We start from the raw sequence: 19,944 nt of genomic DNA on the forward strand, positions 1-19,944 counted from the left end.
ACTGCTCACCTGGTCCGATCGTAGGGTTCGGCCGTGTCGACCGACGCGTCCATGAGCGCCTCGAGCGGGAGTGGGGCGGTCACCGGAACGTAGGTCCATTCCAGAAAGCCCTTCTTGGACAACGGGAAATCGTCCACATATCGCCGGGCCTCCGCGACACTGTCCACCTCGAAGACGATCACCACACCCGATTCGTCCGCACGGGCGTAGTTCTCCCGGACGATTCCGGCCTTCCAGAGGCGCCACACATTCGCGACCTCCTCGGGCAGATACGGTGTGATGGTCTCGAGCGTGACCCCGGGTTTGAAGCGGTCGAAGGCGATAACTTTCATGAGATCCATGCAAGTCCCGCGATTACAGTGTTACAAGAGCGCACTTTTCGGTAAGTAGGTGAGCGCGATGTCGCAGCGGCGGTATTACTGCCCGGTCGAGGTCACTGTCGACCTGATCGGTGGGAAGTGGAAACCGGTGATCCTCGCGCATTTGAAGGAGGGGGTGCGGCGCTACGGTCACCTGCGCCGGGCCATGCCCTCGACCAGCGAGAAGATGCTGGTGCAGCAACTGCGCGAGCTCGAGGCCGACGGTCTCGTCAGCCGGACCGTATTCGATACCGTCCCGCCGCAGGTGGAATACGATCTGACCGCCGAGGGGCGCAGCCTGGTTCCGGTGTTGACCGCGCTGTACGAATGGGGCGAAAAACGGTGTGAGCGAACGGGTATCACCCTCGGGTGAGCACGATCGCGGCCGGACCGTGCCGGGTCAGCCGGCTGCGGTCAGCACCTCGGTGCGTGCACCGTCGACCACGACGGCATCGTCGTCGGTCAGCGCCCAGTGCGGCGTTCCCGCCGCGCGCAAACGGGCGGCCAGGCGGGTGCCGTGGCCGTCCGGATCGGTGGCCGGCGAATCCACATGCGGGACGATCGCCCGGTCCACCAGTCCCAGTCCGTCCCAGCGCGGCTCGATACCACAGGCGAGCCGCACCTCGGCCGGATCGTCGGCGTCCTCCAGGCCGTGCAGGTCGGGAGTGAGCAGGCAGGCGCCCGCGCTGTACCCGGTGTAGGCCAGCGCGTCCTCGGCCAACAGGTCACGCAGCACGAGATCGGCCGCGCTGCGGGCGAACTGGGCCCGCAGGACGAAGGTGTTGCCGCCGCGAACCCACAGCGCCGGATATCCGCGCAGCACCCGCTCCAATTCGGCGCGACGACCGATGTAATCGCGCAGATCGACCACCTCGGGCCGAAAACCGCTGCGCCGCAGGGGAACCAGATCGCTGGTCACCGCCCCGGACCACGCGGACGGCCACGCATCGCAGGCGTTCGGAACGACCGCGATCGGCCCCGGACCGCCGACCAGCTCGGCGAACCGGTCGTAGTGGGCGCCGAATCGGTAGCTGGACAGGAAGAGTCGCACGGCGAGTCAGATGGTGAAGGCGAGATTCGCGGCGATCCGCTCACCCAGTGCGCGGTCGCCGTCGACCTCGATCTCGTCGCGATGATCCGCGGCGGCGGTGCGTCCGCCGCACAGGCGGGCGAACAGGCTCGAACTCAGCCGAACGACGGTGTCGGCCGGACGATCGAGGGTCGCGACGACGTCCGCGCGCCCGTCGACGCGGATGTGGACGGTCCGGGCGACGGGACCGGTGGTCTCGATCGTGATGCGGGATCCGTCGGGCGCGCCGCCCCGCTTGACCACCACGCGCCCGAGGAAGGGTTCGATCTCGTCCAGTGCGATCTCGGCGCGCCGGCCGCCCTCGTCCATACCCAGGGCTTTCGCATCGCCGCCGAGCGCGTCGGTGATGTCGAGTTGATGCATCCAGCAGTCGAACAACCGCACCCGCATGAACCTGCCGTACGGCACCACCCCGATCGGGGACTGGATATCGGCGGTCCAGGCGGCCTCGTCGACGGCCGCCAGCGCGGCGCGGCGCCGGTCGGTCACCTCGGTGAACCGCCGCAGCAGTTCGTCGCCGCGCAGCGGTCGCAGCGATTCCAGCCACATCTCGTTCAGCGCTCCGGTGTCGTTGCGGACGTGGTCGAAGGCGTGAACGTCACGGTCCACCTGTGGTAGCGACTCGCCGAGCAGCATCGACTCGGTGCCGACGACATGGGCGAGCACATCGAAGATCGTCCACCCCGGCAGCGGTGACGGCAGCCGCCAGCGGTCCTCGTCCAATCCGGCGGTCAGTTCCGCCAGCACATCCCACTGGCCGGAGAGCGCACTGGTCAGTTCGGCGCGGTCGAGTGAGGCTGTGCTCATGAACGAGTCTCCCTGTCGGTCGGGTCGAGTCGGTCCGGTTCCGCGCCGAGCCGGTCGAGCCCGGTGCGGAGCGCGGCCGCGGTGGCCGTCGGATCGTGCGGCCGTCGCAGCAGGAAGCCGCGGGCGAAGGTGAACAGATCACCACCGCGGCGCGGCACCACGTGCAGGTGGACGTGATGCACCGTCTGGAAGGCCGCTTTACCGTCGTTGAGTACGAGATTCGCGCCGTCGGCGCCGAGATCGCTGCGCCGCAACGCCTTTGCGATGCGATGGCCCACGCGGAACAGGTCCGCGCCCAGTTCGGCGTCGAGTTCGTCGAGGTGGGCGGCATGGCTTTTCGGAATCACCAGGGTGTGTCCCCGGGTGACTGGCCGGATGTCGAGGAAGGCGTACACGCGCTCGTCCTCGTAGATCCGCGTCGCCGGCGCGTCGCCCGCGACGATCCGGCAGAAGATACAGCCACTCACCACGCAGACATTACGGCGTAAGGCGCACCCGGCATAGCCCGCTTCTGCGCTGCGTGAAGCGGCAATCGAGGGAAAAGCCGTGGTGTGATGTGATGTTGATCTCAACTAATCTCACCGGCCTGCCGGGTACAGTTGCGAGAATTATTTCGGACCTTACTGAAAAGTAAGTTCCGCTCGGCCAGACCCAACAGGCGGCCCACCTGGACATCAGGGGGCCAGCTTGCCGTCACAAGTAAGGAAGTTGACCAGTGGAGACAACGCAGGGCGCGAACGAGGGCGCGCAGCCCGGCGACGACAGTCGCGCGTCGCACCGCACGCGTGTCGGTGTGGTTCGTGAGACCAATGCCGACGAACGACGCGTCGCGTTGGTGCCGAAGATCATCCCGAGCCTGGTGAAGCAGGGTGTACAGGTCGTCGTCGAAGCCGGCGCGGGTGTCGGGGCATTGATTCCGGACGAAGCCTACGAGGCCGCGGGCGCGACGATCGGTGATCCGTGGCAGGCCGAGGTCGTGGTGAAGGTGGCCCCGCCCAACGACGCCGAGATCGCCAAACTGTCCGAGGGCCAGACGCTGATCGGATTCCTCGCTCCGCGCAACGCCGACAACAAGATCGGGGCGCTGCAGAACGCGGGCGTGCGCGCATTCGCCGTGGAGGCGATCCCGCGCATCTCGCGTGCGCAGGTGATGGACGCGCTCTCCTCGCAGGCCAATGTCGCCGGGTACAAGGCGGTGTTGCTGGCGGCGTCGGAGTCGACGCGCTTCTTCCCGATGCTGACCACCGCGGCGGGCACGGTGAAGCCGGCGACGGTGCTGGTGCTCGGTGTGGGTGTCGCGGGTCTGCAGGCCCTGGCGACCGCCAAGCGTCTCGGTGCGCGCACCACCGGATACGACGTGCGGCCCGAGGTGGCCGACCAGGTGCGGTCGGTGGGTGCGCAGTGGCTGGATCTGGGTATCGATGCGGCCGGCGAGGGTGGTTACGCCCGCGAGCTGACCGAGGACGAAAAGGCCCAGCAGCAGCAGGCTTTGGAAGATGCCATCAAGGGTTTCGACGTGGTGGTGACCACCGCGCTGGTGCCGGGTCGCCCCGCGCCGCGTCTGGTGACCGCCGCGGCGGTGGAGGGGATGAAGCCCGGCAGTGTGATCGTCGACCTGGCGGGGGAGACCGGCGGCAACTGCGAGCTGACCGAGCCCGGTAAGACGGTGGTCAAGCACGGTGTCACGATCTGCTCGCCGCTGAATCTGCCGGCGACGATGCCCGAGCACGCCTCGGAGCTGTACTCGAAGAATATTGCGGCGCTGCTGGAGCTGATGCTGAAAGACGGCGAGCTCGAGCCCGATTTCGGCGACCAGGTGCTCGCCGATTCCTGTGTGGCCGGTGCGCCGAGCCGTCCCGCCGATTCCGAGGAGCAGGGCTGATGTATACCGAGCTTTTGGCCAATATCGCGATTCTGGTGCTGTCCGGATTCGTGGGTTTCGCGGTGATCTCCAAGGTGCCCAACACCTTGCACACCCCGCTGATGTCGGGCACCAACGCCATTCACGGCATCGTGGTGCTGGGTGCGCTGGTCACCCTCGGCAAGGTCGAGCACCCGTCGGTGATCACGCAGATCATTCTGTTCGTCGCGGTGGTGTTCGGAACGCTGAACGTGGTCGGTGGTTTCGTGGTGACCGACCGGATGCTGGGGATGTTCAAGGGCAAGAAGCCCGCTGCGTCGGGCGCGGAGCGCCCTGGAAATACCGAGAAGGCGGGCCGCTGACTCATGGACAATCTGGTCAACATCCTTTATATCGTCGCGTTCTCGCTGTTCATTTATGGCCTGATGGGCTTGACCGGTCCGAAGACCGCGGTGCGTGGTAACTGGATCGCGGCGGTCGGTATGGGCATCGCGGTGATCGCGACGTTCATCTCCATCCGGGACACCTCGAACTGGATCATCATCATCGCGGGCCTGGTTGTCGGTGTGGCGCTGGGTGTTCCGCCGGCGAAGTTCACCAAGATGACGGCGATGCCGCAGCTGGTGGCGGCGTTCAACGGTGTCGGTGGTGGCACGGTCGCGTTGATCGCGTGGTCGGAATTCCTCAACAGCGACGGCTTTTCGTCGCTGCACGAGCAGCCCACCGTTCACATCATCATCGGTTCGCTGTTCGCGGCGATCATCGGTTCGATCTCGTTCTGGGGCTCGCTGATCGCGTTCGGCAAGCTGCAGGAGATCCTGCCCGGCCGCCCGATCGGGCTCGGGAAACTGCAGCAGCCGGTCAACCTGCTGCTGGCCCTGGGCGCGATCGCCTCCGCGGTGGTCATCGGTATCGGCGCCACCAAGGACGGCGCGCCGTGGTGGTGGATGGTGCTGCTGCTGGTGCTGGCCGCGGTGCTCGGTCTGATGGTCGTGCTGCCGATCGGCGGCGCGGACATGCCGGTGGTCATCTCGCTGCTCAACGCGCTGACCGGTCTGTCCGCGGCGGCCGCGGGTCTGGCATTGAACAACACCGCGATGATCGTGGCCGGCATGATCGTCGGCGCGTCCGGCACCATCCTGACCAACCTCATGGCCAAGGCCATGAACCGGTCCATCCCGGCCATCGTCGCGGGTGGTTTCGGTGGTGGCGGCGGTGCCGCCGCGGCCGGTGGCGGTGAGCAGAAGCAGGCCAAGGCCACCTCGGCCGCCGATGCCGCGATCCAGATGGCCTACGCCAACCAGGTGATCGTGGTGCCCGGCTACGGTATGGCCGTCGCCCAGGCCCAGCACGCGGTGAAGGAGATGGCCTCGCTGCTGGAGGCCAAGGGTGTCGAGGTCAAATACGCCATCCACCCGGTCGCGGGTCGCATGCCCGGCCACATGAACGTGCTGCTGGCCGAGGCCGAGGTCCCCTACGACGCGCTCAAGGAAATGGACGACATCAACGGCGAATTCTCGCGCACCGACGTGGCTTTGGTGATCGGCGCCAACGACGTCACCAACCCCGCCGCGCGCGAGGACTCCTCCAGCCCGATCTACGGCATGCCGGTGCTCAACGTCGATCAGGCCAAGAGCGTGATCGTGCTGAAGCGGTCGATGAACTCCGGCTTCGCCGGCATCGACAATCCGCTGTTCTACGCCGACCACACCTCCATGCTGTTCGGCGACGCCAAGAAATCCGTGGGAGCCGTCACCGAGGAACTCAAGGCGCTCTAACGATCGAGGCGTCACCACCGCATCGGTGGCGGCTCAGGTTCGGACCCGAAACGGCCCGCAGCACATCTGCTGCGGGCCGCTTCCTTGCGTGCACGGTGCCTTCCGGCAGCGCGGGGCAGACTAGAGTGGCCCGCAGAGCGCGGTGGTGCCGGGAGCGTCGCACAACAGCCGGAAGGGGTCGACATGACGGTTCGGGAGCGATTCGATCTGCCTGCGGTGGGCGATGATTCGGCGGTCTACGGGACGCCCTATCAGACCCCCGAGGGCGCCACGGTCATCCCGGTGACGCGCCCCGGCGGAAAATTCCGGCGTGCGCGACCGCTGGGCGTCTTCGTAATCCAGGACGGGAACACCGGCTGGCATGCCGTCACCGACGACACCGCCATCGCGCTGCTGGGCATCTTCGTCGGCTTGGTGGCGACGACGCTGTCCTTGATTGCGGTCGTACGGAATCCGCCGTGGCCGGACGTCAGGATCCGGATCGACCGCAAGGAGCGCTGAGGAGGGTCATCGCCGCCAGGCGTCGGTGCGCTCGGCACTGTCGAGAAACGCGTCGACCATGCGGTGGTTGAGCGCCGCGAGCTGACGCAGGTCCTCGGTCGACCAGTCCGCCAGCGCGTCGCGCATATGACGTCGGCTCACCGCGCGGATAGCGTCGACGGTGGCCCGGCCCTCGTCGGTGATGCGCACCCGCTGTGCCCGGCGGTCCTCCGGATCGGTCACCCGATCGACGTAGCCGGCCCGTTCCAGGCGCTGGATCTGACGCGTGACATGCGGCGCCTCCACATCCAGGCAGGCCGCGAGCTCACCCATGCGCATGGGCTCCGCGGCGTCGGCCAGCATCCGCAGCAGCGGCACGTTCGCGCGGTCGAGATTCACCCCGGCCGCGGCCACGGTGCGATCGTGCCGTCTGGCCCGGGTGAGCAGGTGCGCGATCCGGGTCAGGGCGCGCTCGAGTTCCACGATGTAGTCGGCGTCGACCACCGATTCGGGACTTCCTTCGGAACGCGGCACAGGGTTATCCTACTACCCAACTTACTTAAGTTAGGTAAGTATAAAGATAGGGAACTCAGATGACGTCGACCGTCACCGGCCGATCCACCGGAACCGATTCCGAAACCGGTGCGCCGGCGCACCTGGTCGTCACGCTGCTGGCGCTGTGCGCGGCAGGACTCGTGGTCTCGCTGCAGCAGACCGTGGTAATTCCGTTGCTGCCCAGGCTGATCGGGCAACTTCACACCGACGTAGCGGGTGTGACGTGGTTGTTCACCGCCGCGTTACTCACCGGAGCCGTTGCCACGCCGCTGCTTTCGCGTTTCGGCGACATGTACGGCAAGAAGCGCATGGTGATGTTCTGTATGGGACTGCTGATCGCCGGTTCGGTGGTCTGCGCGGTGGCGACTTCGCTGGGCGTCTACATCGTCGGCCGGGCGCTGCAGGGCACGTCGTCGGCGTTGATTCCCCTGGGCATCGGCATCATTCGCGACACCTTCCCGCGCGAGCGGCTCACCACCGCCATCGGCGTCATCAGCGGCACCATGGGTGTCGGCGGCACCATTGGCATGCTGGTGACCGGCGTCATCGCGGACAAGACCACCAATCCGCATCCCGTGTTCTGGATGACCGCGGTGCTGGCCGTGATCGCCACAGTGCTGGTCGGGGTGAGCGCCAAGGATGTCGGGCAGCGCCACGGCGGGCAGCCGGACTATCTCGGCGCGGTCCTGCTCGCCGGTCTGCTGGTGTGCCTGCTGCTGGCCATCAGCGAGGGACCGCGCTGGGGCTGGGGGGAGACCAGCGTGATCGGGCTGTTCGCCGCGGCCGCCGTGCTGGCGGTGGTGTGGGTGCTGGTGGAGCGCAAGGTCGCGCAGCCGCTGGTGCGCTTGCCCCTGCTGGTCGGCCCGCGCTCGCTGTCGGCCAATATGGCGTCGGCGCTGCTGGGCTTCGCGATGTTCGGCTCCTTCACCCTGATCTCGAATTTCGTGCAGACCCCCGCCGACAAGGTCGGCTACGGTCTGTCCGGCTCGGTGCTGGCCGTGGGTCTCTACGGCATTCCCAGCTCGGTGCTGATGACCTTCTTCTCCTTCCGGACCGGGCGCATCGTCGCGCGCATCGGACCCGCCTTCACCCTGGCCATCGGCGCGGCCTTCGCCGGCGCGGCGACCGGATGGCTGGCGCTGTCGAATGCGCACGGCTACGACATGGTCATCTCGAATACGCTGCAGGGCATAGGCTTCGGGATCGGCTATGCGGCGCTGGGAACCCTTGCCGTCCAGCATGTTCCGATGAGCGAGAGCGGAATCGCCAGCGGGATCAACTCACTGGTGCGTACGGCGGGCGGCAGTATCGCCGGCGCCATCACGGCCTCGATCCTGAGCGCTCTCACCATCGGTCACACCGGGGTGCCGTCGCTGCACGCCTACGTGATCAGCTTTGCGGTGCTGAGTGTCGGGGCGTGGCTGGCCGCGGCCGTGGCGCTGGGCAACGGCCTGCGGCACAAGCACGAACGGTAGCGGTCAGCGGTTATCGTATGCCGTAACCGGGATCCCACATTTCTGGCGGATCGAGAACGCGGATGACCGTCAGGACAACCGTCCCAGTGCGGGGAGCAGCACAAAGCAGCCGGCAGTGCCGACCAACGCCACCGCGATGCCTGTGCCAAGCTGTCGCGCGCCCCCTCCGCGAGCGCAGAGCACAGCAGCGGCGATCAATTCGATCGCGTACAGCAGGACGAGCGCGAAGATCAGGTAACCGTTGATGAAGAACGGAATCACGTTCAGCGTGAGGCACACTGCAGCCCCTCTGAATGACAGTGGGCCGAACCAGGTTTCGCGCCTGTGCTGCGGAGCGGAGTGTTCTCGGGTCACAGGACGCTCCTACCTGGTCGCGAAATAGAGGCATCCGATGATGACAGACGACCCGAGCCATATGCCCGCGGTGGTCACTGCGGCAAGAGCTACGCCGCGGGCGGGCCCCCGCGCCTTCCATCGAAGGAGCGAGGCGATCAGGGTACCTACCACCGAGGCGGCGAGAAACGAACCGAAGATCGTGCCGTCGGTGTCCGAGTGCATCGCGCGCGCCGCGATGATCATGACCACCAACTGCAGCAGGAAGAAACCCGCGACGCCCCATGTGGCGAGGCGCCAGAACCGCGCATCTTCCGACGAAGAGGGCGTCATTCAGGCCGTCCCTGCGGGTATCCGCTGCACTGGGGCGGTAGGCGGCGCCGTGACCGGACCGAACGATGTCGACGGCTTCGGATTGCCTGGCACATCATAGCGATCGTTCCACTCGGTGAACGGACCGAAGGCCGCACCTCCCACGCCGATGTCATGGTGAAACGGCAGATTCAGAGCCGGGCCGAGTGAGCTCCCGGATCGAGCCGGATCCAGCGCGATCGTTTGCGTGCGACCGTCGGGGGTGTCTTGATACACCTCCAATGATGGGTAATCGGTGCGCGTCCCGTTCACTTGGACCCCGTTCGGACCGGGCTGGAACACCAAATCGCCGTTGACCGTGACATCGTGGCCATCCAGGCCGGGAGGTTTGGTCATCCAAGAGGGCGGCAGTGGGTTACCCGCGTCGTATTGGATGCGTACCGACCCGTCTGGGTTCTGCCACACTTTCCCTTCCGGCGCACCAACTTTGACCTCGCCCGGGCTGCCGTCGTCGTTCTCGCGGACAGACGGGTTCTGGCGCATGACGACGATGCCGTTCTCGTAGTCGACATACGTAGTGACCTTCGTATGTTCGGGATCGAAGTTCGGGTCGGCCGTTCGATTGTTGCCCAAGTCGCGAGCGCCGGGATTGAGATTGAGCGGGTTGGGGTCCGGGTCGGAGACGTCACGTTGCTCGATGTACTGAGACGATCGGACCACCCCCTGCCCAGGAACGGGCGTGATCTTGACGACACGGATCTCGGGCCCGACCCCCTTGAACTCCGGGGTATAGCTGTTCGGGTTCAGGACCTCGGCTGTACTCCAGTCGGATGCGGTTGTCGGCGGACGCCCGAACAACTGCTGGAACGCCGCGGCCGAGGTACGGATCCGATCCGGATCGGCGCGGGAATCCATCGATTTGAAGCTCTGATCGGCCACCTTGATCGCCGTCAAGGTAGTCGTCGATGCCAGCCTCGTCAGTTCGTCGTTGGCCGTGGCAATGGCGGCGCTCCATTGCGCATCGGCGGTTCGGAGGCTGGCGACCAGTCCCGGCAGGCGAGAAAGCTGCACGCCCGCTTCGGAATTCGGATCTTGTATTCCGGTTGCGCTCCAGTCGTCAGCGACGGCAACCGGCGGGACGACGTAATGCTGAAAGATCGTCTTGATTTCCGCTATCGGGTACTGAAGGTCGCGAGCTGCGCCGGCGCAGGCGGCACTGAGGTCATCGTATGCGGTGGCAATCGCTCGCATCTGAGTCTGTTCACGGTCGGCTTTGTCTTCGGCGGCTCGGGCCGCCGCGCCTTGCCACGCCAGATCGTCGTGGATGGTCTTGTGGAGCGTGCCCGCTACTTTGACGATGGCGTCGGCAATCTGGCCGGCCCGGTCGGCGACGCCCTGCAGGCCCGAGGTATCCATGGCCAGTACTTCTTTCGGAGTCGGCATGATGGCTACCGACCCGCGTGCGGATCGCCGGAATTCAGATCCGCGACAGCGGCGAGGCGCTGAGCGGCGTCTTGGTCGTTGCCGTGAAAGCTGTCTGCACACGTCACCAACAGGGCTGAGAACTCGTCGAAACGCGCCTTCAGAACGTCTTTGGCTTGCGTACTCGCCGCATTGGACTTGCCGAGTTCGGTCCCTACCGACAAACCCGCGAGCAATTTCGCCACCGGATCGGCGTCGAGTTTCGGCGCATTGTCGACCTCGGTCGGTAGTAGCGCCAACTCCCCGGCCGCGGCCCGCAGTCCGTCCGGATCGACTTGAAATGTCATTTCCCCTCCTCGTGTCAGCATAGAGCAGGGAAGCGGGTCTCGCGGTGGATGACGACTGCGACGACCGAGCGCGCACACCGGGGTGCCGTCGCTGCACGCCTACGTGATCAGCTTTGCGGTGCTGAGTGTCGGGGCGTGGCCGGCCGCGGCCGTCGCCCTGGGCAACGGCCTGCGGCACAAGCACGAGCGGTAGGGGTCAGGCGACTTTCAATGTTCCGCCGTCGATGACGTAGTCGGCGCCGACGATGTTGCCGGCCCGCGCGGAGACGAGGAAGGTGACCAGCGCGGCCACCTCCTCGGGCTCCGAGATCCGCCCCGAGGCGATGCCGAAACTCTCGCTGATTCCCGCGAGTAGATCATCGTGCGAGATGCCCTGCGCCGCAGCGAGTTTCCCGCCGAATCGGTTCGGGTCGCGCCAGAGCGGCGTGCCCACGACACCGGGGGATACGGTGTTGACGCGCACGCCGCGCGGGGCCAATTCCTCACTGAGGCGTTTGCTCAGCGAGGTGAGCGCGGCCTTGGCCTCGCTGTAGCCGATCGGTCCGGCCGCGGGCAGACGCGAATTGATCGAAGAGATGTTCACGATCGAACCGCGGCGTTCCAGCAGGCTGGGCAGCGCCGCGCGCGTGGTCCAGACAGCGCTGAACAGGTTGAGGTCGAACAGGGTTCGCCACTGCTCGTCGGTGATGTCGGTGAATGCGCCCAGCCCGAGCCGATCGGCGTCGCCGCCGCCGACATTGTTGACGAGGATGTCGATGCCGCCGAGTTCGCGCAGTGCCGAATCGATCAGCGTGGTGGCGCCCTCGGAGGTACCGAGGTCGACCGAATAGGCTGCGATGCTTGCCTTTTCGAGCTCCGGTGTGACGGTGCGCGCCGCGCCGACCACCAGCGCGCCCTCGGCGGTCAGCGCCTCGGCGATCGCCAGTCCGATGCCTCGGCTCGCGCCGGTGACGACGGCGGTCTTGCCGGTCAGTTCGAGGTCCATGAGATTCCCTTTCTTGAACTTAAGGTCAAAAATTCGGGTGTGAAAAAGGCCGCGACCGCGGCCGGATATCAGAATGTGGTCAGTGCGGTGTCGATGATGCGGTGCAGAGCCTCCGCATCGCTGGTCTTGGCCATGACGCGCAGTCCCACGATGGTGTTCATCAGGAATTCGGCGGCGGCTCGCGGATCGACGTCCTGTGCCACGTCGCCGTCGCGGCGACCCTGATCGATCCGCTCGGCCAGGGCGGACATGGTGTGCTCCTGCATGGTATGGACCGCCTTCGTGATCTCGGCATCCCGCGCGGAGAATTCGGTAGCGGTGTTCACCGCCAGGCAGCCACGCCGAACAGGCTGCGCCACATCGGAATCCACCAGAAACCGGATGAACGCGCCGATGCACTCCCGTGCCGTTCCCGGCCGCGCCATGAACTCGCCGACTACTTCCGACCCCATCCGGTCGTAGCGGTTCAGCACCCGCTCGAACAGCTCCCGCTTACTGCCGAACGTGTTGTACAAACTCCCCTTCCCGATCCCGGTCGCCTCGGCCAGCTGCGCCGGCGAAGTATTCGCATACCCATGAGTCCAGAACGCATCCATCGCCCGATCCACCACGGTCTCGGTCTCGAAGTTGCGCGGCCTGCCCATACCGCAACCTTACGAGTTTTTGTCCTCCAGGTCAACAACTCGGTGTGCGTCCCCGACGGTCCCGGCGAACCAGGCGCAGAGCAGGACGGCTATCAGGGGGAAGGTGAAGGCGAGGGTGAGGGAGGTGAGTTGGGCGAGCCAGCCGATGACCGAGGGGCCGGCGAGGAAGCCGAGGTAGCCGAGGCCGAAGACCTTGGACATGTCGGTGGCGGCGGTGGTGGTGCCCAGATTGCCTGCGGCGGTGAAGATTTGGGGGACGCCGCCGGCGAGGCCGAGGCCGGCGAGGATCCAGCCCGTGAGGCTCAGCGGCAGCCACGGCGAGACCATGATGACGGCGAGGCCGGCAGCGCCGAGGACCGAACCCCAGCGGACGACGGCGACGCGGCCGAAGCGTTCGCTGACCCGGTCCGCGGTGAAACGGCCGACGGTCATCGCGATGGAGAACGCGCCGAACGACAGTGCGGCGGTGGCGTCGCCGACCCCCAGGTGTTCGTGCGTCTGCAGGGCGCTCCAGTCGTTGGCCACGCCCTCGGCCATCAGCAGGGCGAAAGCGATGGCGGCCAAGGCCAGTACCTTCGGCGGGAGCAGACGCCGGATGCGCCGCCGCACGGATTCGCCGCGTCGGGTGCGGGAATCCTGCGATGCCACGGCGGATTTCACGTCCGATTCGCGAGCCACCGCGGCAGCGGTGCCCGCGTGGTCGGCGGTCGGCGCGCCGTATTCGGCGGCGCTCGGTTCGACGTGCGAGGTCGTGTGCGGGCGGGGGAGCAGACTCGGCGCACTGGCCAGCATCACCAGCAGGCCCAGCACCGCCGCGACCGCGAAACTCACCCGGATATCGGCGCCGGCGTGCATGGCCGCCGCGCCGGCGAGCGAACCGACCAGGCCGCCGCAGGAGAAGAGTGCGTGGAACGCGGCCATGATCGGCCGGCCGTAAACCCGCTCGACCTGCACGGCTTGGGCGTTCATCGACACGTCGAGCGCGCCGTTGCCGAAACCGAAGATCGCGAGCGCAAGGCCGAGCTGGATCGGCCCGGTCGCCCACGCCGGCCCGCTCACCGCCACGATCAGCCAGCTGACGGCGGCGGCGACCAGAGCCCGGCTGCCGAAGCGGTCGGCGAGCGGACCCGCCGCCTGCATACCGACGATGCCGCTGCCGGCCATCACCAGAATCAGTAATCCCAGGGTTCCGTGCGATACCCCGGTGCGATCGGTGATGACCGGAATGTGCACCACCCACATCGCGGCCAGGAACCCGTTGAGCGCGAAAGTCGCGAACACCGCTGCCCGCGCGCGGCGAGCGGCCGGAGCAACCGTCCCGCGCCGTGTCGTCTCCACCGATGAATGCATCGATTCGACGGTACCGGGCGCGCACCGATTGTTCACCGCACGAGAGGCCGTGCCGGACCGGGCGGCCCGGCACGTGGATCCCCTTGGGGCCCAACACCCGAAGCGCCTGCCCCGCGGGTACGACTCCGGAGCGGAGGAGTGCGTCGAAGCGTCGTTGATTCGGCGGCGCCGACCGCGGTCGGCGGCTCCCCGTCTCCCGAACGATCACGGCATCGTCGACGTCACCGCACGGGCCCCGGATGTAACCGGTTTCGATTCGAGTGTATGACCTACCACCGACACGTTTCGGCGGCGCGCCGGGTTCACCGCCGCCTCCGCCCGCGTCGCTGAGGTCGCGTCACTATTGTCGGGGCGGTGACCACACAGCAGGACTACCCGGTGCTCTGGCCGGTGCCGACCCGATGGGCCGACAACGACCACTACGGCCACGTCAACAACGTGACCTATTACTCGTACTTCGACACCGCGGTCAACGCCTGGTTGATGGCCGCGACCGGCACCGACATCCGGGAACTGCCCGCGATCGGCGTGGTCGCCCAGACCTCGTGCCAGTATCTGGGCTCGCTGAGTTTTCCCGACCAACTGCGGGTGGGGCTGCGAATCAGCCGCCTCGGTCGCTCCAGCATCACCTACGATCTGGCGATCTTCCGAGTCCTGGACGCCGGCACCGCCGCCGACACCACAGGGGAAGATCTGGAGTTGGCCGCCACCGGCACCTTCGTGCACGTCTACGTGGACAACGAGACTCGCAAATCGGTCGAGATCCCGGCGATCATCCGCAGCGCCGCCGCCGCGCTGGTGACCGACGAGACCTAGGCGCCGGCGCCCCGGGGGACCTCAGACCCGGCCCAGCAGGGTCAGCGGATCCTCGAGCAGTGAGGCCACCGTCGACAGGAACCGCGCGCCGAGCTCACCGTCGATCATGCGGTGATCGAAGCTCACACCCAGCGTGGTGATCCACCGGATCGCCGGTTCGTCGCGGTACACCCAGGGGCGTTTCCGGATCGAACCCAGGCACAGAATCGCGCCTTCGCCCGGGTTGACCAGCGGCACACCGGTGTCCACACCGAAGACACCCACATTGCTGATGGTGAAGGTGCCGCCGCGCAGATCGGCTGGGGTCGCCGAGCCGGCGCGCGCCACATCGGCGAGCCAGCCGATCTCCCGGCACAGTTCGCGCAGGCTCAGCGACTGCGCCTCCTTGATGTTGGGGACGAGCAGGCCGCGTTCGGTGGCCACGGCGATGCCGAGATTGACGTAATGCTTGGTGACGATCTGATCGGCCTCGGCGTCCCAATAGGAGTTGATCCCCGGGAATTCGGCGATCGCCGCCAGCGTCGCCTTCGCGACCAGCGCCAGCGGAGTGAGCGACAGGCCGGTGAAGGAGTCGGTGCTGCGCAGGTGGTCGAGCAGTTCCATCGAGGCGGTGAAATCGGTGGTGACGAACGCGCTGGCCTGCGGGATGGTGCGGGCGCTGGTGGTCATGGCCGCGGCGATGCGCTTGCGGACGCCGCTGACCGGGGTGCGGGTTTCGCGTTCGCTCGGCGTCGGCCGGATGACGCCGCCGTCGGGCCGCATGGTCGGCACCGGCGGGGCGGCCGGACGGGGCGCGTCGGCGGCCTCCTCCTCGGTCCGCACTCGGCGCGGCGGCTGCGATACCGGCACCGCGTGGCGCACATCCTCGACCGTCACCGCCCCACCCGGACCGGAGCCGGCCACGAAGGCGATATTGATACCGAGTTCGCGAGCCAGCTGGCGGGCGGCCGGAGTGGCGGGCGGGCGGCCCGGGAACTCCGGCGGAATCTCCTCGCCGCGTGCGGGCGCGGCCGAATGCGGCTTCGCCGCACCGTTTTTCGCGGAGCGACGCCGGGTGGGCGCTTCGGCCCCGGGGCCGTAACCGACGAGCACCGACGTACGGCCCTCGGCGGCCCCGGAAGCTTCGCCGGTAGCCCCGGAAGCCGCGGCTGCCGTCGTGGAAGCTTCGCCGGCATCGGTGCGCACTCTGATCAGCGGTGCGCCGACCGCCACCGTTTCACCGGGCCGGGCCAGCAGCTCGGCGACCTGCCCGGCGAACGGACACGGTAGTTCCACCTGCGCCTTGGCGGTCTCCACCTCGGCGATGGTCTGATTGAGTTCGACGGTATCGCCGACGGCCACCGACCAGGAGATCAGTTCGGCCTCGGTCAATCCCTCCCCGAGATCGGGCAGCCGGAACTCGAGTATGTGATTGTTGTCGTCCACAGCAGGGTCTTCCAACGGGCACCTCTGTCCGAACAGTTATCAGGCGGCGAAGGTTCGATCGACCGCGTCGAGAATGCGGTCCGGGTCTGGCATGTGGTGCCGTTCGAGCTTAGCCGGGGGATAGGGGATGTCGAAGCCACCGACGCGCAGGACCGGCGCCTCGAGGTAGTAGAAACACCGTTCGGCGATGCGCGCGGCGATCTCGGCACCGAGTCCGGCGAAGACGGGCGCTTCGTGTGTGACGATCAGGCGGCCGGTCCGGCGCACCGATTCCTCGATGGTGTCGAAGTCGATCGGCGACAGGCTGCGCAGATCGATCACCTCGAGTGAATGTCCCTCTCCGGCCGCGATTTCGGCCGCCGTCAGGGCGGTGGCGACCATCCCGCCGTAGGCGACGAGGGTGGCGTCGTGGCCCGACCGGCGGATGCGTGCCCGGTCCATGGGCAGCGGATCGGCGTCCAGAGCGGTGAAATCGAGATCGGCCTTGTCCCAGTAGCGTCGCTTCGGTTCGAAGAAGACGACCGGGTCGTCGCACGCGATCGATTGGCGCAACAGTCGATACGCGTCCTCGGGCGTGCTCGGCGACACCACGCGCAGTCCGGCGGTATGCGCGAAATACGCCTCCGGTGACTCCGAATGATGTTCGACCGAACCGATTCCGCCGCCGAAGGGAATCCGGATGGTGATCGGGGCGCGGACCTTGCCCTGCGTGCGGTAGTGGATCTTGGCGACCTGCGAAACGATCTGGTCGAAGGCCGGGTAGACGAATCCGTCGAACTGGATCTCGCACACCGGCCGCAGACCGCGCAGTGCCATTCCGAAAGCTGTTCCGATGATGCCGGATTCGGCCAGCGGCGTGTCGATGACGCGATTGTTGCCGAAGTCCTTCTGCAGCGTGTCGGTCACCCGGAATACGCCGCCGAGCCGCCCGATGTCCTCACCCATCAGCACGACCTTCGGATCGTCCTCCAAGGCCCGGCGCATCCCCGTGTTCAGCGCGTTCGCGAAGGTGGTGATCATGCCCGTACTCCTTCCTCGAAATCCGCCAGGTATCCGGAGTACTCGTCGCGCTCGGCGGCGATCAGGGGATGCGGGGTGGTGTAGACGTGCTCGAACAGCTGCATCGGATCCGGATCGGGCATGTCGATGGTCGCGGTGCGGACCGCGGCACCGACCGCGTCTGCGCGTTCGGTGACCCGCCGCTCGAAGTCACTGTCCCACAAACCCTCTCGCTCGAGCAGTCGTCGCATGCGGTCGATCGGGTCGCGGCGCTTCCACAGTTCGGTTTCCGCGGCCGAACGGTAGCGGGTGGGATCGTCGGCGGTGGTGTGCGGGCCCATCCGATAGGTGATGGCCTCGATGAACGAGGGGCCGCCGCCGGCGCGGGCGCGGGCGACGGCCTGGCGGGTCACCGCCAGCACCGCCAGCACGTCGTTGCCGTCGACCTGGACGCCCGGTATGCCGTACCCGTAGGCGCGCCGGACGATCGGCGTCTGGCTCTGCACCTCTACCGGTTCGCTGATCGCCCAGTGGTTGTTCTGGCAGAAGAACACCACCGGCGCACTCCAGGTGGCGGCGAAGCCGAGCGCCTCGGCGATATCGCCCTGACTGCTGGCGCCGTCACCGAAGTAGGTCAGCACCGCGATCTCCGCACCTTCCAGGTGTGCGGCGTAGGCGTAGCCGGTGGCGTGCAGGCCCTGAGAGCCGACGACGATGGCCGGATTGGTCATATTGATCTCGTCCGGGTCCCAGCACGAATGTGCGACGCCCCGCCACAGCCGGGTGATGAGAGTGGGATCCACGCCGCGGCAGTAGGCGACACCCGCCTCGCGGTAGCTGCAGAAGACATAGTCGTCGTCGTGCAGTGCGCGAGCCGAGCCGATCTGCGATGCCTCCTGCCCGAGCAGCGGGGCCCACAGGCCGAGCTGGCCCTGCCGCTGCAATGCGGTGGCCTCGACGTCGATGCGGCGGGTGACGACCAGGTCCTCGTACAGTTCGCGCAGTTCGGCCGGACCGATATCCGCGATCAGGGCCGCGTGCTCGCGGTCGAGAACGCGGCGCCCGTCGGGCTGGACCAGTTGCACGGGATAGGGGTTCGTCCCGGTGTCGTGCCTGGTTGTGGTGTTGTGCACAGCCGTCACCTCCTCGTTGCCGCGTACGACGGGGTCTTCCGTCCCTCGCGATCCGGCGGACTGCTCTTCGCCAGCTGTGTGCTGTACTTCACAGCATCCACGATTGAGCGGGATGCGCAAGTGGCGACACGCGAACTGTGCAGAATGCTCGATCCCGACCGGGTAGGAGCTGTCATACTGCGTAACATGCCCAGTGCCGAACCCGCCCCGGCGACTATCGACGCCACCGACGCCCGGCTGCTGCTGGAACTGGTTGCCAACCCTCGTGCCACCGGGGTGGAACTGGCCACGCGGCTGGGGCTGTCCCGTAACACCGTGCAGGCCCGGCTCGCCCGATGGGAGGCCGCCGGTGTGCTGGCCGGATTCGAGCGGCGGGTGGACCCGCGCGCACTCGGTTACCGGCTCGCGGCCTTCGTCGCGGTGGTGGTCGATCAGCATCGGCTCGCCGACGTGGTGTCCGAACTCGCCGAGATCCCCGAGGTCACCGAGGTGTGCGGCACCACCGGGCAGACGGATCTGACCGTTCGCGTGGTCGCGCGCGACGCCGACGATCTGTATCGGATCACCGGCGCGATCCTGAAGATCGCGGGCGTGCAGCGCACCAATATGGCGCTGGTCATGCAGCAGTTGGTCGGGCCGCGCACCGCGCCGCTGCTACAGCGACTGGCCGGAGCCGACGAGGCGGCAGCATCGCGACAGGATGCCGGGCGAGACGACGCCGGACGAAACGACGCAGGGCGATCCGATGCCGGCGAGAATTCGGTCCAGTTCCGGCGTACTGGCCGCTGACGGCGGGGCCAGCCGCCCGCGAAGATAGCTCGGTGACTGCCACCGATTCCGCCTCCCGCCCGCCCGATGTCGCCGAGGGGCAGATGGGCCTCCGAGCGGCGGTCGAGGGCGAACACGGGCCCGGCGGTACCGGACAAGCGGTCGGCGCCGGGATCATCGCGGCGCTGGTCGGTTTCACCAGTTCGTTCGCCGTCGTGCTGGCGGGACTGACCGCGGTCGGCGCGACACCGGCGCAGGCCGCCTCGGGCCTGCTGGCCGTCTGTGTCACCCAGGCGCTGGGCATGTGGATCCTGAGCCGGCGCTATCGCATGCCGATCACCCTCGCCTGGTCGACTCCCGGTGCGGCGCTGCTGGCCGGCGCCGGCGCGGTAACCGGCGGCTGGCCCGCGGCGGTGGGGGCGTTCGCGGTCACCGGCGTATTGATCGTTCTCACCGGCTGCTGGTCACGGCTGGGCCGGCTGATCTCCGCGATCCCGGTCGAGATCGCGCAGGCCATGCTCGCCGGTGTCCTGCTGCCGCTCTGCCTCGCGCCGCTGCGGGCCCTGACCACCTCGAGTGCGGCAGTGGTGGCGCCCGTGCTGGTGGTGTGGGTGGTGCTGCAGCGGTACGCGCAGCGGTGGGCGGTGCCCGGCGCCTTCGCCACCGCGGTGGCCGGGGCGGGAATCTCGATGATCGCCGGACATCGCTCGATTCCGGTCGCCGATCTGATTCCGAAACTGGAAATCACTGTGCCGCACTGGAGTTGGCAGGCCGTCATCGGCATCGCGATTCCGCTGTACGTGGTCACGATGGCCGCGCAGAACATACCCGGCGTGGCGGTCATGAGCTCGTTCGGCTATCGGGTGCCGTGGCGGGCGTCGATGACCGTCACCGGCCTGGGAACCATCGTGGGCGCCCCGGCGGGCGGACATGCGATCAACCTGGCCGCGATCAGCGCGGCGTTGGCGGCCGCGCCCTCGGCCCATCCCGATCCGCGCCGGCGCT

The 19,944-nt window shown here is 67.4% G+C and carries 23 protein-coding genes and 1 pseudogene; 9 read left to right on the forward strand and 15 right to left on the reverse strand.

Annotation, left to right across the window (positions count from 1 at the left end; genetic code table 11):
- Positions 1 to 5 precede the first annotated feature (5 nt).
- Complete coding sequence (locus tag NN2_RS23150; protein ID WP_030513637.1) at positions 6 to 332, reverse strand: YciI family protein; 327 nt, start codon at positions 330 to 332, stop codon at positions 6 to 8.
- Positions 333 to 399: 67 nt separating this feature from the next.
- Between NN2_RS23150 and NN2_RS23155 the strand changes: the two genes are divergently transcribed.
- Positions 400 to 732, forward strand: a complete 333-nt coding sequence (locus tag NN2_RS23155; RefSeq protein WP_030513638.1) for a winged helix-turn-helix transcriptional regulator — start codon at positions 400 to 402, stop codon at positions 730 to 732.
- Positions 733 to 759: 27 nt separating this feature from the next.
- On the opposite strand, the gene NN2_RS23160 is transcribed toward NN2_RS23155, so the two are convergent.
- Genes NN2_RS23160 through NN2_RS23170 form a run of 3 tightly spaced genes read right to left on the reverse strand, consistent with a single transcriptional unit; the run spans position 760 to position 2,723 of the window.
- Positions 760 to 1,410: a Type 1 glutamine amidotransferase-like domain-containing protein gene (locus NN2_RS23160; RefSeq protein ID WP_063015953.1), complete on the reverse strand. Its 651-nt coding sequence runs from the start codon at positions 1,408 to 1,410 to the stop codon at positions 760 to 762.
- Positions 1,411 to 1,416: 6 nt separating this feature from the next.
- Positions 1,417 to 2,256 carry a maleylpyruvate isomerase family mycothiol-dependent enzyme gene (locus NN2_RS23165; RefSeq protein ID WP_063015954.1) on the reverse strand — a complete coding sequence of 280 codons (840 nt, stop codon included), beginning with the start codon at positions 2,254 to 2,256 and terminating at the stop codon, positions 1,417 to 1,419.
- Positions 2,253 to 2,723, reverse strand: a complete 471-nt coding sequence (locus tag NN2_RS23170; protein WP_063015972.1) for an HIT family protein — start codon at positions 2,721 to 2,723, stop codon at positions 2,253 to 2,255. The genes NN2_RS23165 and NN2_RS23170 overlap by 4 nt, the downstream gene beginning before the upstream one ends.
- A 326-nt stretch (positions 2,724 to 3,049) precedes the next feature.
- Here NN2_RS23170 and NN2_RS23175 point away from each other — a divergent pair, with 326 nt between their 5' ends.
- The 4 genes from NN2_RS23175 to NN2_RS23190 all read left to right on the forward strand — a co-directional run bounded on the left by NN2_RS23175 (position 3,050) and on the right by NN2_RS23190 (position 6,396).
- Positions 3,050 to 4,138 (forward strand): Re/Si-specific NAD(P)(+) transhydrogenase subunit alpha, encoded by a 1,089-nt coding sequence (locus NN2_RS23175; RefSeq protein ID WP_063015973.1) that lies wholly within the window; start codon positions 3,050 to 3,052, stop codon positions 4,136 to 4,138.
- Positions 4,138 to 4,479, forward strand: a complete 342-nt coding sequence (locus NN2_RS23180) for an NAD(P) transhydrogenase subunit alpha part 2 (RefSeq protein ID WP_063011164.1) — start codon at positions 4,138 to 4,140, stop codon at positions 4,477 to 4,479. Before NN2_RS23175 ends, NN2_RS23180 begins: the two co-directional genes overlap by 1 nt.
- Positions 4,480 to 4,482: 3 nt before the next feature.
- A complete protein-coding gene (locus tag NN2_RS23185; protein ID WP_063015955.1) occupies positions 4,483 to 5,895 on the forward strand; it encodes an NAD(P)(+) transhydrogenase (Re/Si-specific) subunit beta in 1,413 nt (470 codons plus the stop codon).
- Between the two features lie 183 nt (positions 5,896 to 6,078).
- Complete coding sequence (locus NN2_RS23190; RefSeq protein ID WP_063015956.1) at positions 6,079 to 6,396, forward strand: hypothetical protein; 318 nt, start codon at positions 6,079 to 6,081, stop codon at positions 6,394 to 6,396.
- A 6-nt stretch (positions 6,397 to 6,402) separates the two neighbouring features.
- On the opposite strand, the gene NN2_RS23195 is transcribed toward NN2_RS23190, so the two are convergent.
- Positions 6,403 to 6,909, reverse strand: coding sequence for a MarR family winged helix-turn-helix transcriptional regulator (locus tag NN2_RS23195; RefSeq protein ID WP_063015957.1), 507 nt, complete (start codon positions 6,907 to 6,909; stop codon positions 6,403 to 6,405).
- A gap of 59 nt (positions 6,910 to 6,968) precedes the next feature.
- Here NN2_RS23195 and NN2_RS23200 point away from each other — a divergent pair, with 59 nt between their 5' ends.
- Positions 6,969 to 8,405 carry an MFS transporter gene (locus NN2_RS23200; protein WP_063015958.1) on the forward strand — a complete coding sequence of 479 codons (1,437 nt, stop codon included), beginning with the start codon at positions 6,969 to 6,971 and terminating at the stop codon, positions 8,403 to 8,405.
- Positions 8,406 to 8,474: 69 nt separating this feature from the next.
- Here NN2_RS23200 and NN2_RS23205 read toward each other — a convergent pair whose 3' ends face one another.
- The 7 genes from NN2_RS23205 to NN2_RS23235 form a co-directional block, all read right to left on the reverse strand.
- Positions 8,475 to 8,759 carry a hypothetical protein gene (locus NN2_RS23205; RefSeq protein ID WP_146101057.1) on the reverse strand — a complete coding sequence of 95 codons (285 nt, stop codon included), beginning with the start codon at positions 8,757 to 8,759 and terminating at the stop codon, positions 8,475 to 8,477.
- Positions 8,760 to 8,768: 9 nt separating this feature from the next.
- Positions 8,769 to 9,071, reverse strand: coding sequence for a hypothetical protein (locus NN2_RS23210; RefSeq protein ID WP_063015960.1), 303 nt, complete (start codon positions 9,069 to 9,071; stop codon positions 8,769 to 8,771).
- On the reverse strand, positions 9,072 to 10,493 hold the full coding sequence (locus tag NN2_RS23215; RefSeq protein WP_063910849.1) for a hypothetical protein: 1,422 nt from the start codon (positions 10,491 to 10,493) through the stop codon (positions 9,072 to 9,074).
- A 5-nt stretch (positions 10,494 to 10,498) separates the two neighbouring features.
- Positions 10,499 to 10,819: a hypothetical protein gene (locus tag NN2_RS23220; RefSeq protein WP_063015962.1), complete on the reverse strand. Its 321-nt coding sequence runs from the start codon at positions 10,817 to 10,819 to the stop codon at positions 10,499 to 10,501.
- A gap of 196 nt (positions 10,820 to 11,015) precedes the next feature.
- Positions 11,016 to 11,804 carry an oxidoreductase gene (locus NN2_RS23225; protein WP_063015963.1) on the reverse strand — a complete coding sequence of 263 codons (789 nt, stop codon included), beginning with the start codon at positions 11,802 to 11,804 and terminating at the stop codon, positions 11,016 to 11,018.
- Positions 11,805 to 11,872: 68 nt separating this feature from the next.
- On the reverse strand, positions 11,873 to 12,448 hold the full coding sequence (locus tag NN2_RS23230; RefSeq protein ID WP_063015964.1) for a TetR/AcrR family transcriptional regulator: 576 nt from the start codon (positions 12,446 to 12,448) through the stop codon (positions 11,873 to 11,875).
- A gap of 9 nt (positions 12,449 to 12,457) precedes the next feature.
- A complete protein-coding gene (locus tag NN2_RS23235) occupies positions 12,458 to 13,798 on the reverse strand; it encodes an MFS transporter (RefSeq protein ID WP_063015974.1) in 1,341 nt (446 codons plus the stop codon).
- A 354-nt stretch (positions 13,799 to 14,152) separates the two neighbouring features.
- On the opposite strand from NN2_RS23235, the gene NN2_RS23240 reads away from it, so the two are divergent.
- Positions 14,153 to 14,614 carry an acyl-CoA thioesterase gene (locus tag NN2_RS23240; protein ID WP_082857200.1) on the forward strand — a complete coding sequence of 154 codons (462 nt, stop codon included), beginning with the start codon at positions 14,153 to 14,155 and terminating at the stop codon, positions 14,612 to 14,614.
- A 21-nt stretch (positions 14,615 to 14,635) separates the two neighbouring features.
- On the opposite strand, the gene NN2_RS23245 is transcribed toward NN2_RS23240, so the two are convergent.
- Genes NN2_RS23245 through pdhA form a run of 3 tightly spaced genes read right to left on the reverse strand, consistent with a single transcriptional unit; the run spans position 14,636 to position 18,171 of the window.
- A complete protein-coding gene (locus tag NN2_RS23245) occupies positions 14,636 to 16,054 on the reverse strand; it encodes a dihydrolipoamide acetyltransferase family protein (protein ID WP_063015966.1) in 1,419 nt (472 codons plus the stop codon).
- A 24-nt stretch (positions 16,055 to 16,078) separates the two neighbouring features.
- Positions 16,079 to 17,059, reverse strand: coding sequence for an alpha-ketoacid dehydrogenase subunit beta (locus tag NN2_RS23250; protein ID WP_063015967.1), 981 nt, complete (start codon positions 17,057 to 17,059; stop codon positions 16,079 to 16,081).
- Complete coding sequence (gene pdhA, locus NN2_RS23255; protein ID WP_063015968.1) at positions 17,056 to 18,171, reverse strand: pyruvate dehydrogenase (acetyl-transferring) E1 component subunit alpha; 1,116 nt, start codon at positions 18,169 to 18,171, stop codon at positions 17,056 to 17,058. The genes NN2_RS23250 and pdhA overlap by 4 nt, the downstream gene beginning before the upstream one ends.
- A gap of 186 nt (positions 18,172 to 18,357) precedes the next feature.
- Between pdhA and NN2_RS23260 the strand changes: the two are divergent.
- Both NN2_RS23260 and NN2_RS23265 read left to right on the forward strand, forming a co-directional pair.
- A pseudogene (locus tag NN2_RS23260) lies at positions 18,358 to 18,840 on the forward strand (Lrp/AsnC family transcriptional regulator); the annotation flags it as partial.
- A gap of 203 nt (positions 18,841 to 19,043) precedes the next feature.
- Positions 19,044 to 19,944: benzoate/H(+) symporter BenE family transporter (locus NN2_RS23265; RefSeq protein WP_063015975.1), on the forward strand; the 901-nt coding region annotated here is incomplete at its 3' end.

This window comes from Nocardia nova NBRC 15556, from assembly GCF_001613005.1.
Taxonomy (GTDB): Bacteria; Actinomycetota; Actinomycetes; order Mycobacteriales; family Mycobacteriaceae; genus Nocardia; species Nocardia nova.

What these genes read in the sequence shown, in the direction of transcription:
- NN2_RS23180 (WP_063011164.1), top strand. Translation starts at nt 4,138, where the DNA reads ATGTATACCGAGCTTTTGGCCAATATCGCGATTCTGGTGCTGTCCGGA.
- NN2_RS23220 (WP_063015962.1), bottom strand. Translation starts at nt 10,819, where the DNA reads ATGACATTTCAAGTCGATCCGGACGGACTGCGGGCCGCGGCCGGGGAG.
- NN2_RS23165 (WP_063015954.1), bottom strand. Translation starts at nt 2,256, where the DNA reads ATGAGCACAGCCTCACTCGACCGCGCCGAACTGACCAGTGCGCTCTCC.
- NN2_RS23215 (WP_063910849.1), bottom strand. Translation starts at nt 10,493, where the DNA reads ATGCCGACTCCGAAAGAAGTACTGGCCATGGATACCTCGGGCCTGCAG.
- NN2_RS23190 (WP_063015956.1), top strand. Translation starts at nt 6,079, where the DNA reads ATGACGGTTCGGGAGCGATTCGATCTGCCTGCGGTGGGCGATGATTCG.
- NN2_RS23225 (WP_063015963.1), bottom strand. Translation starts at nt 11,804, where the DNA reads ATGGACCTCGAACTGACCGGCAAGACCGCCGTCGTCACCGGCGCGAGC.
- NN2_RS23150 (WP_030513637.1), bottom strand. Translation starts at nt 332, where the DNA reads ATGAAAGTTATCGCCTTCGACCGCTTCAAACCCGGGGTCACGCTCGAG.
- NN2_RS23155 (WP_030513638.1), top strand. Translation starts at nt 400, where the DNA reads ATGTCGCAGCGGCGGTATTACTGCCCGGTCGAGGTCACTGTCGACCTG.
- NN2_RS23200 (WP_063015958.1), top strand. Translation starts at nt 6,969, where the DNA reads ATGACGTCGACCGTCACCGGCCGATCCACCGGAACCGATTCCGAAACC.
- NN2_RS23210 (WP_063015960.1), bottom strand. Translation starts at nt 9,071, where the DNA reads ATGACGCCCTCTTCGTCGGAAGATGCGCGGTTCTGGCGCCTCGCCACA.
- NN2_RS23250 (WP_063015967.1), bottom strand. Translation starts at nt 17,059, where the DNA reads ATGATCACCACCTTCGCGAACGCGCTGAACACGGGGATGCGCCGGGCC.
- NN2_RS23230 (WP_063015964.1), bottom strand. Translation starts at nt 12,448, where the DNA reads ATGGGCAGGCCGCGCAACTTCGAGACCGAGACCGTGGTGGATCGGGCG.
- NN2_RS23185 (WP_063015955.1), top strand. Translation starts at nt 4,483, where the DNA reads ATGGACAATCTGGTCAACATCCTTTATATCGTCGCGTTCTCGCTGTTC.
- NN2_RS23235 (WP_063015974.1), bottom strand. Translation starts at nt 13,798, where the DNA reads ATGCATTCATCGGTGGAGACGACACGGCGCGGGACGGTTGCTCCGGCC.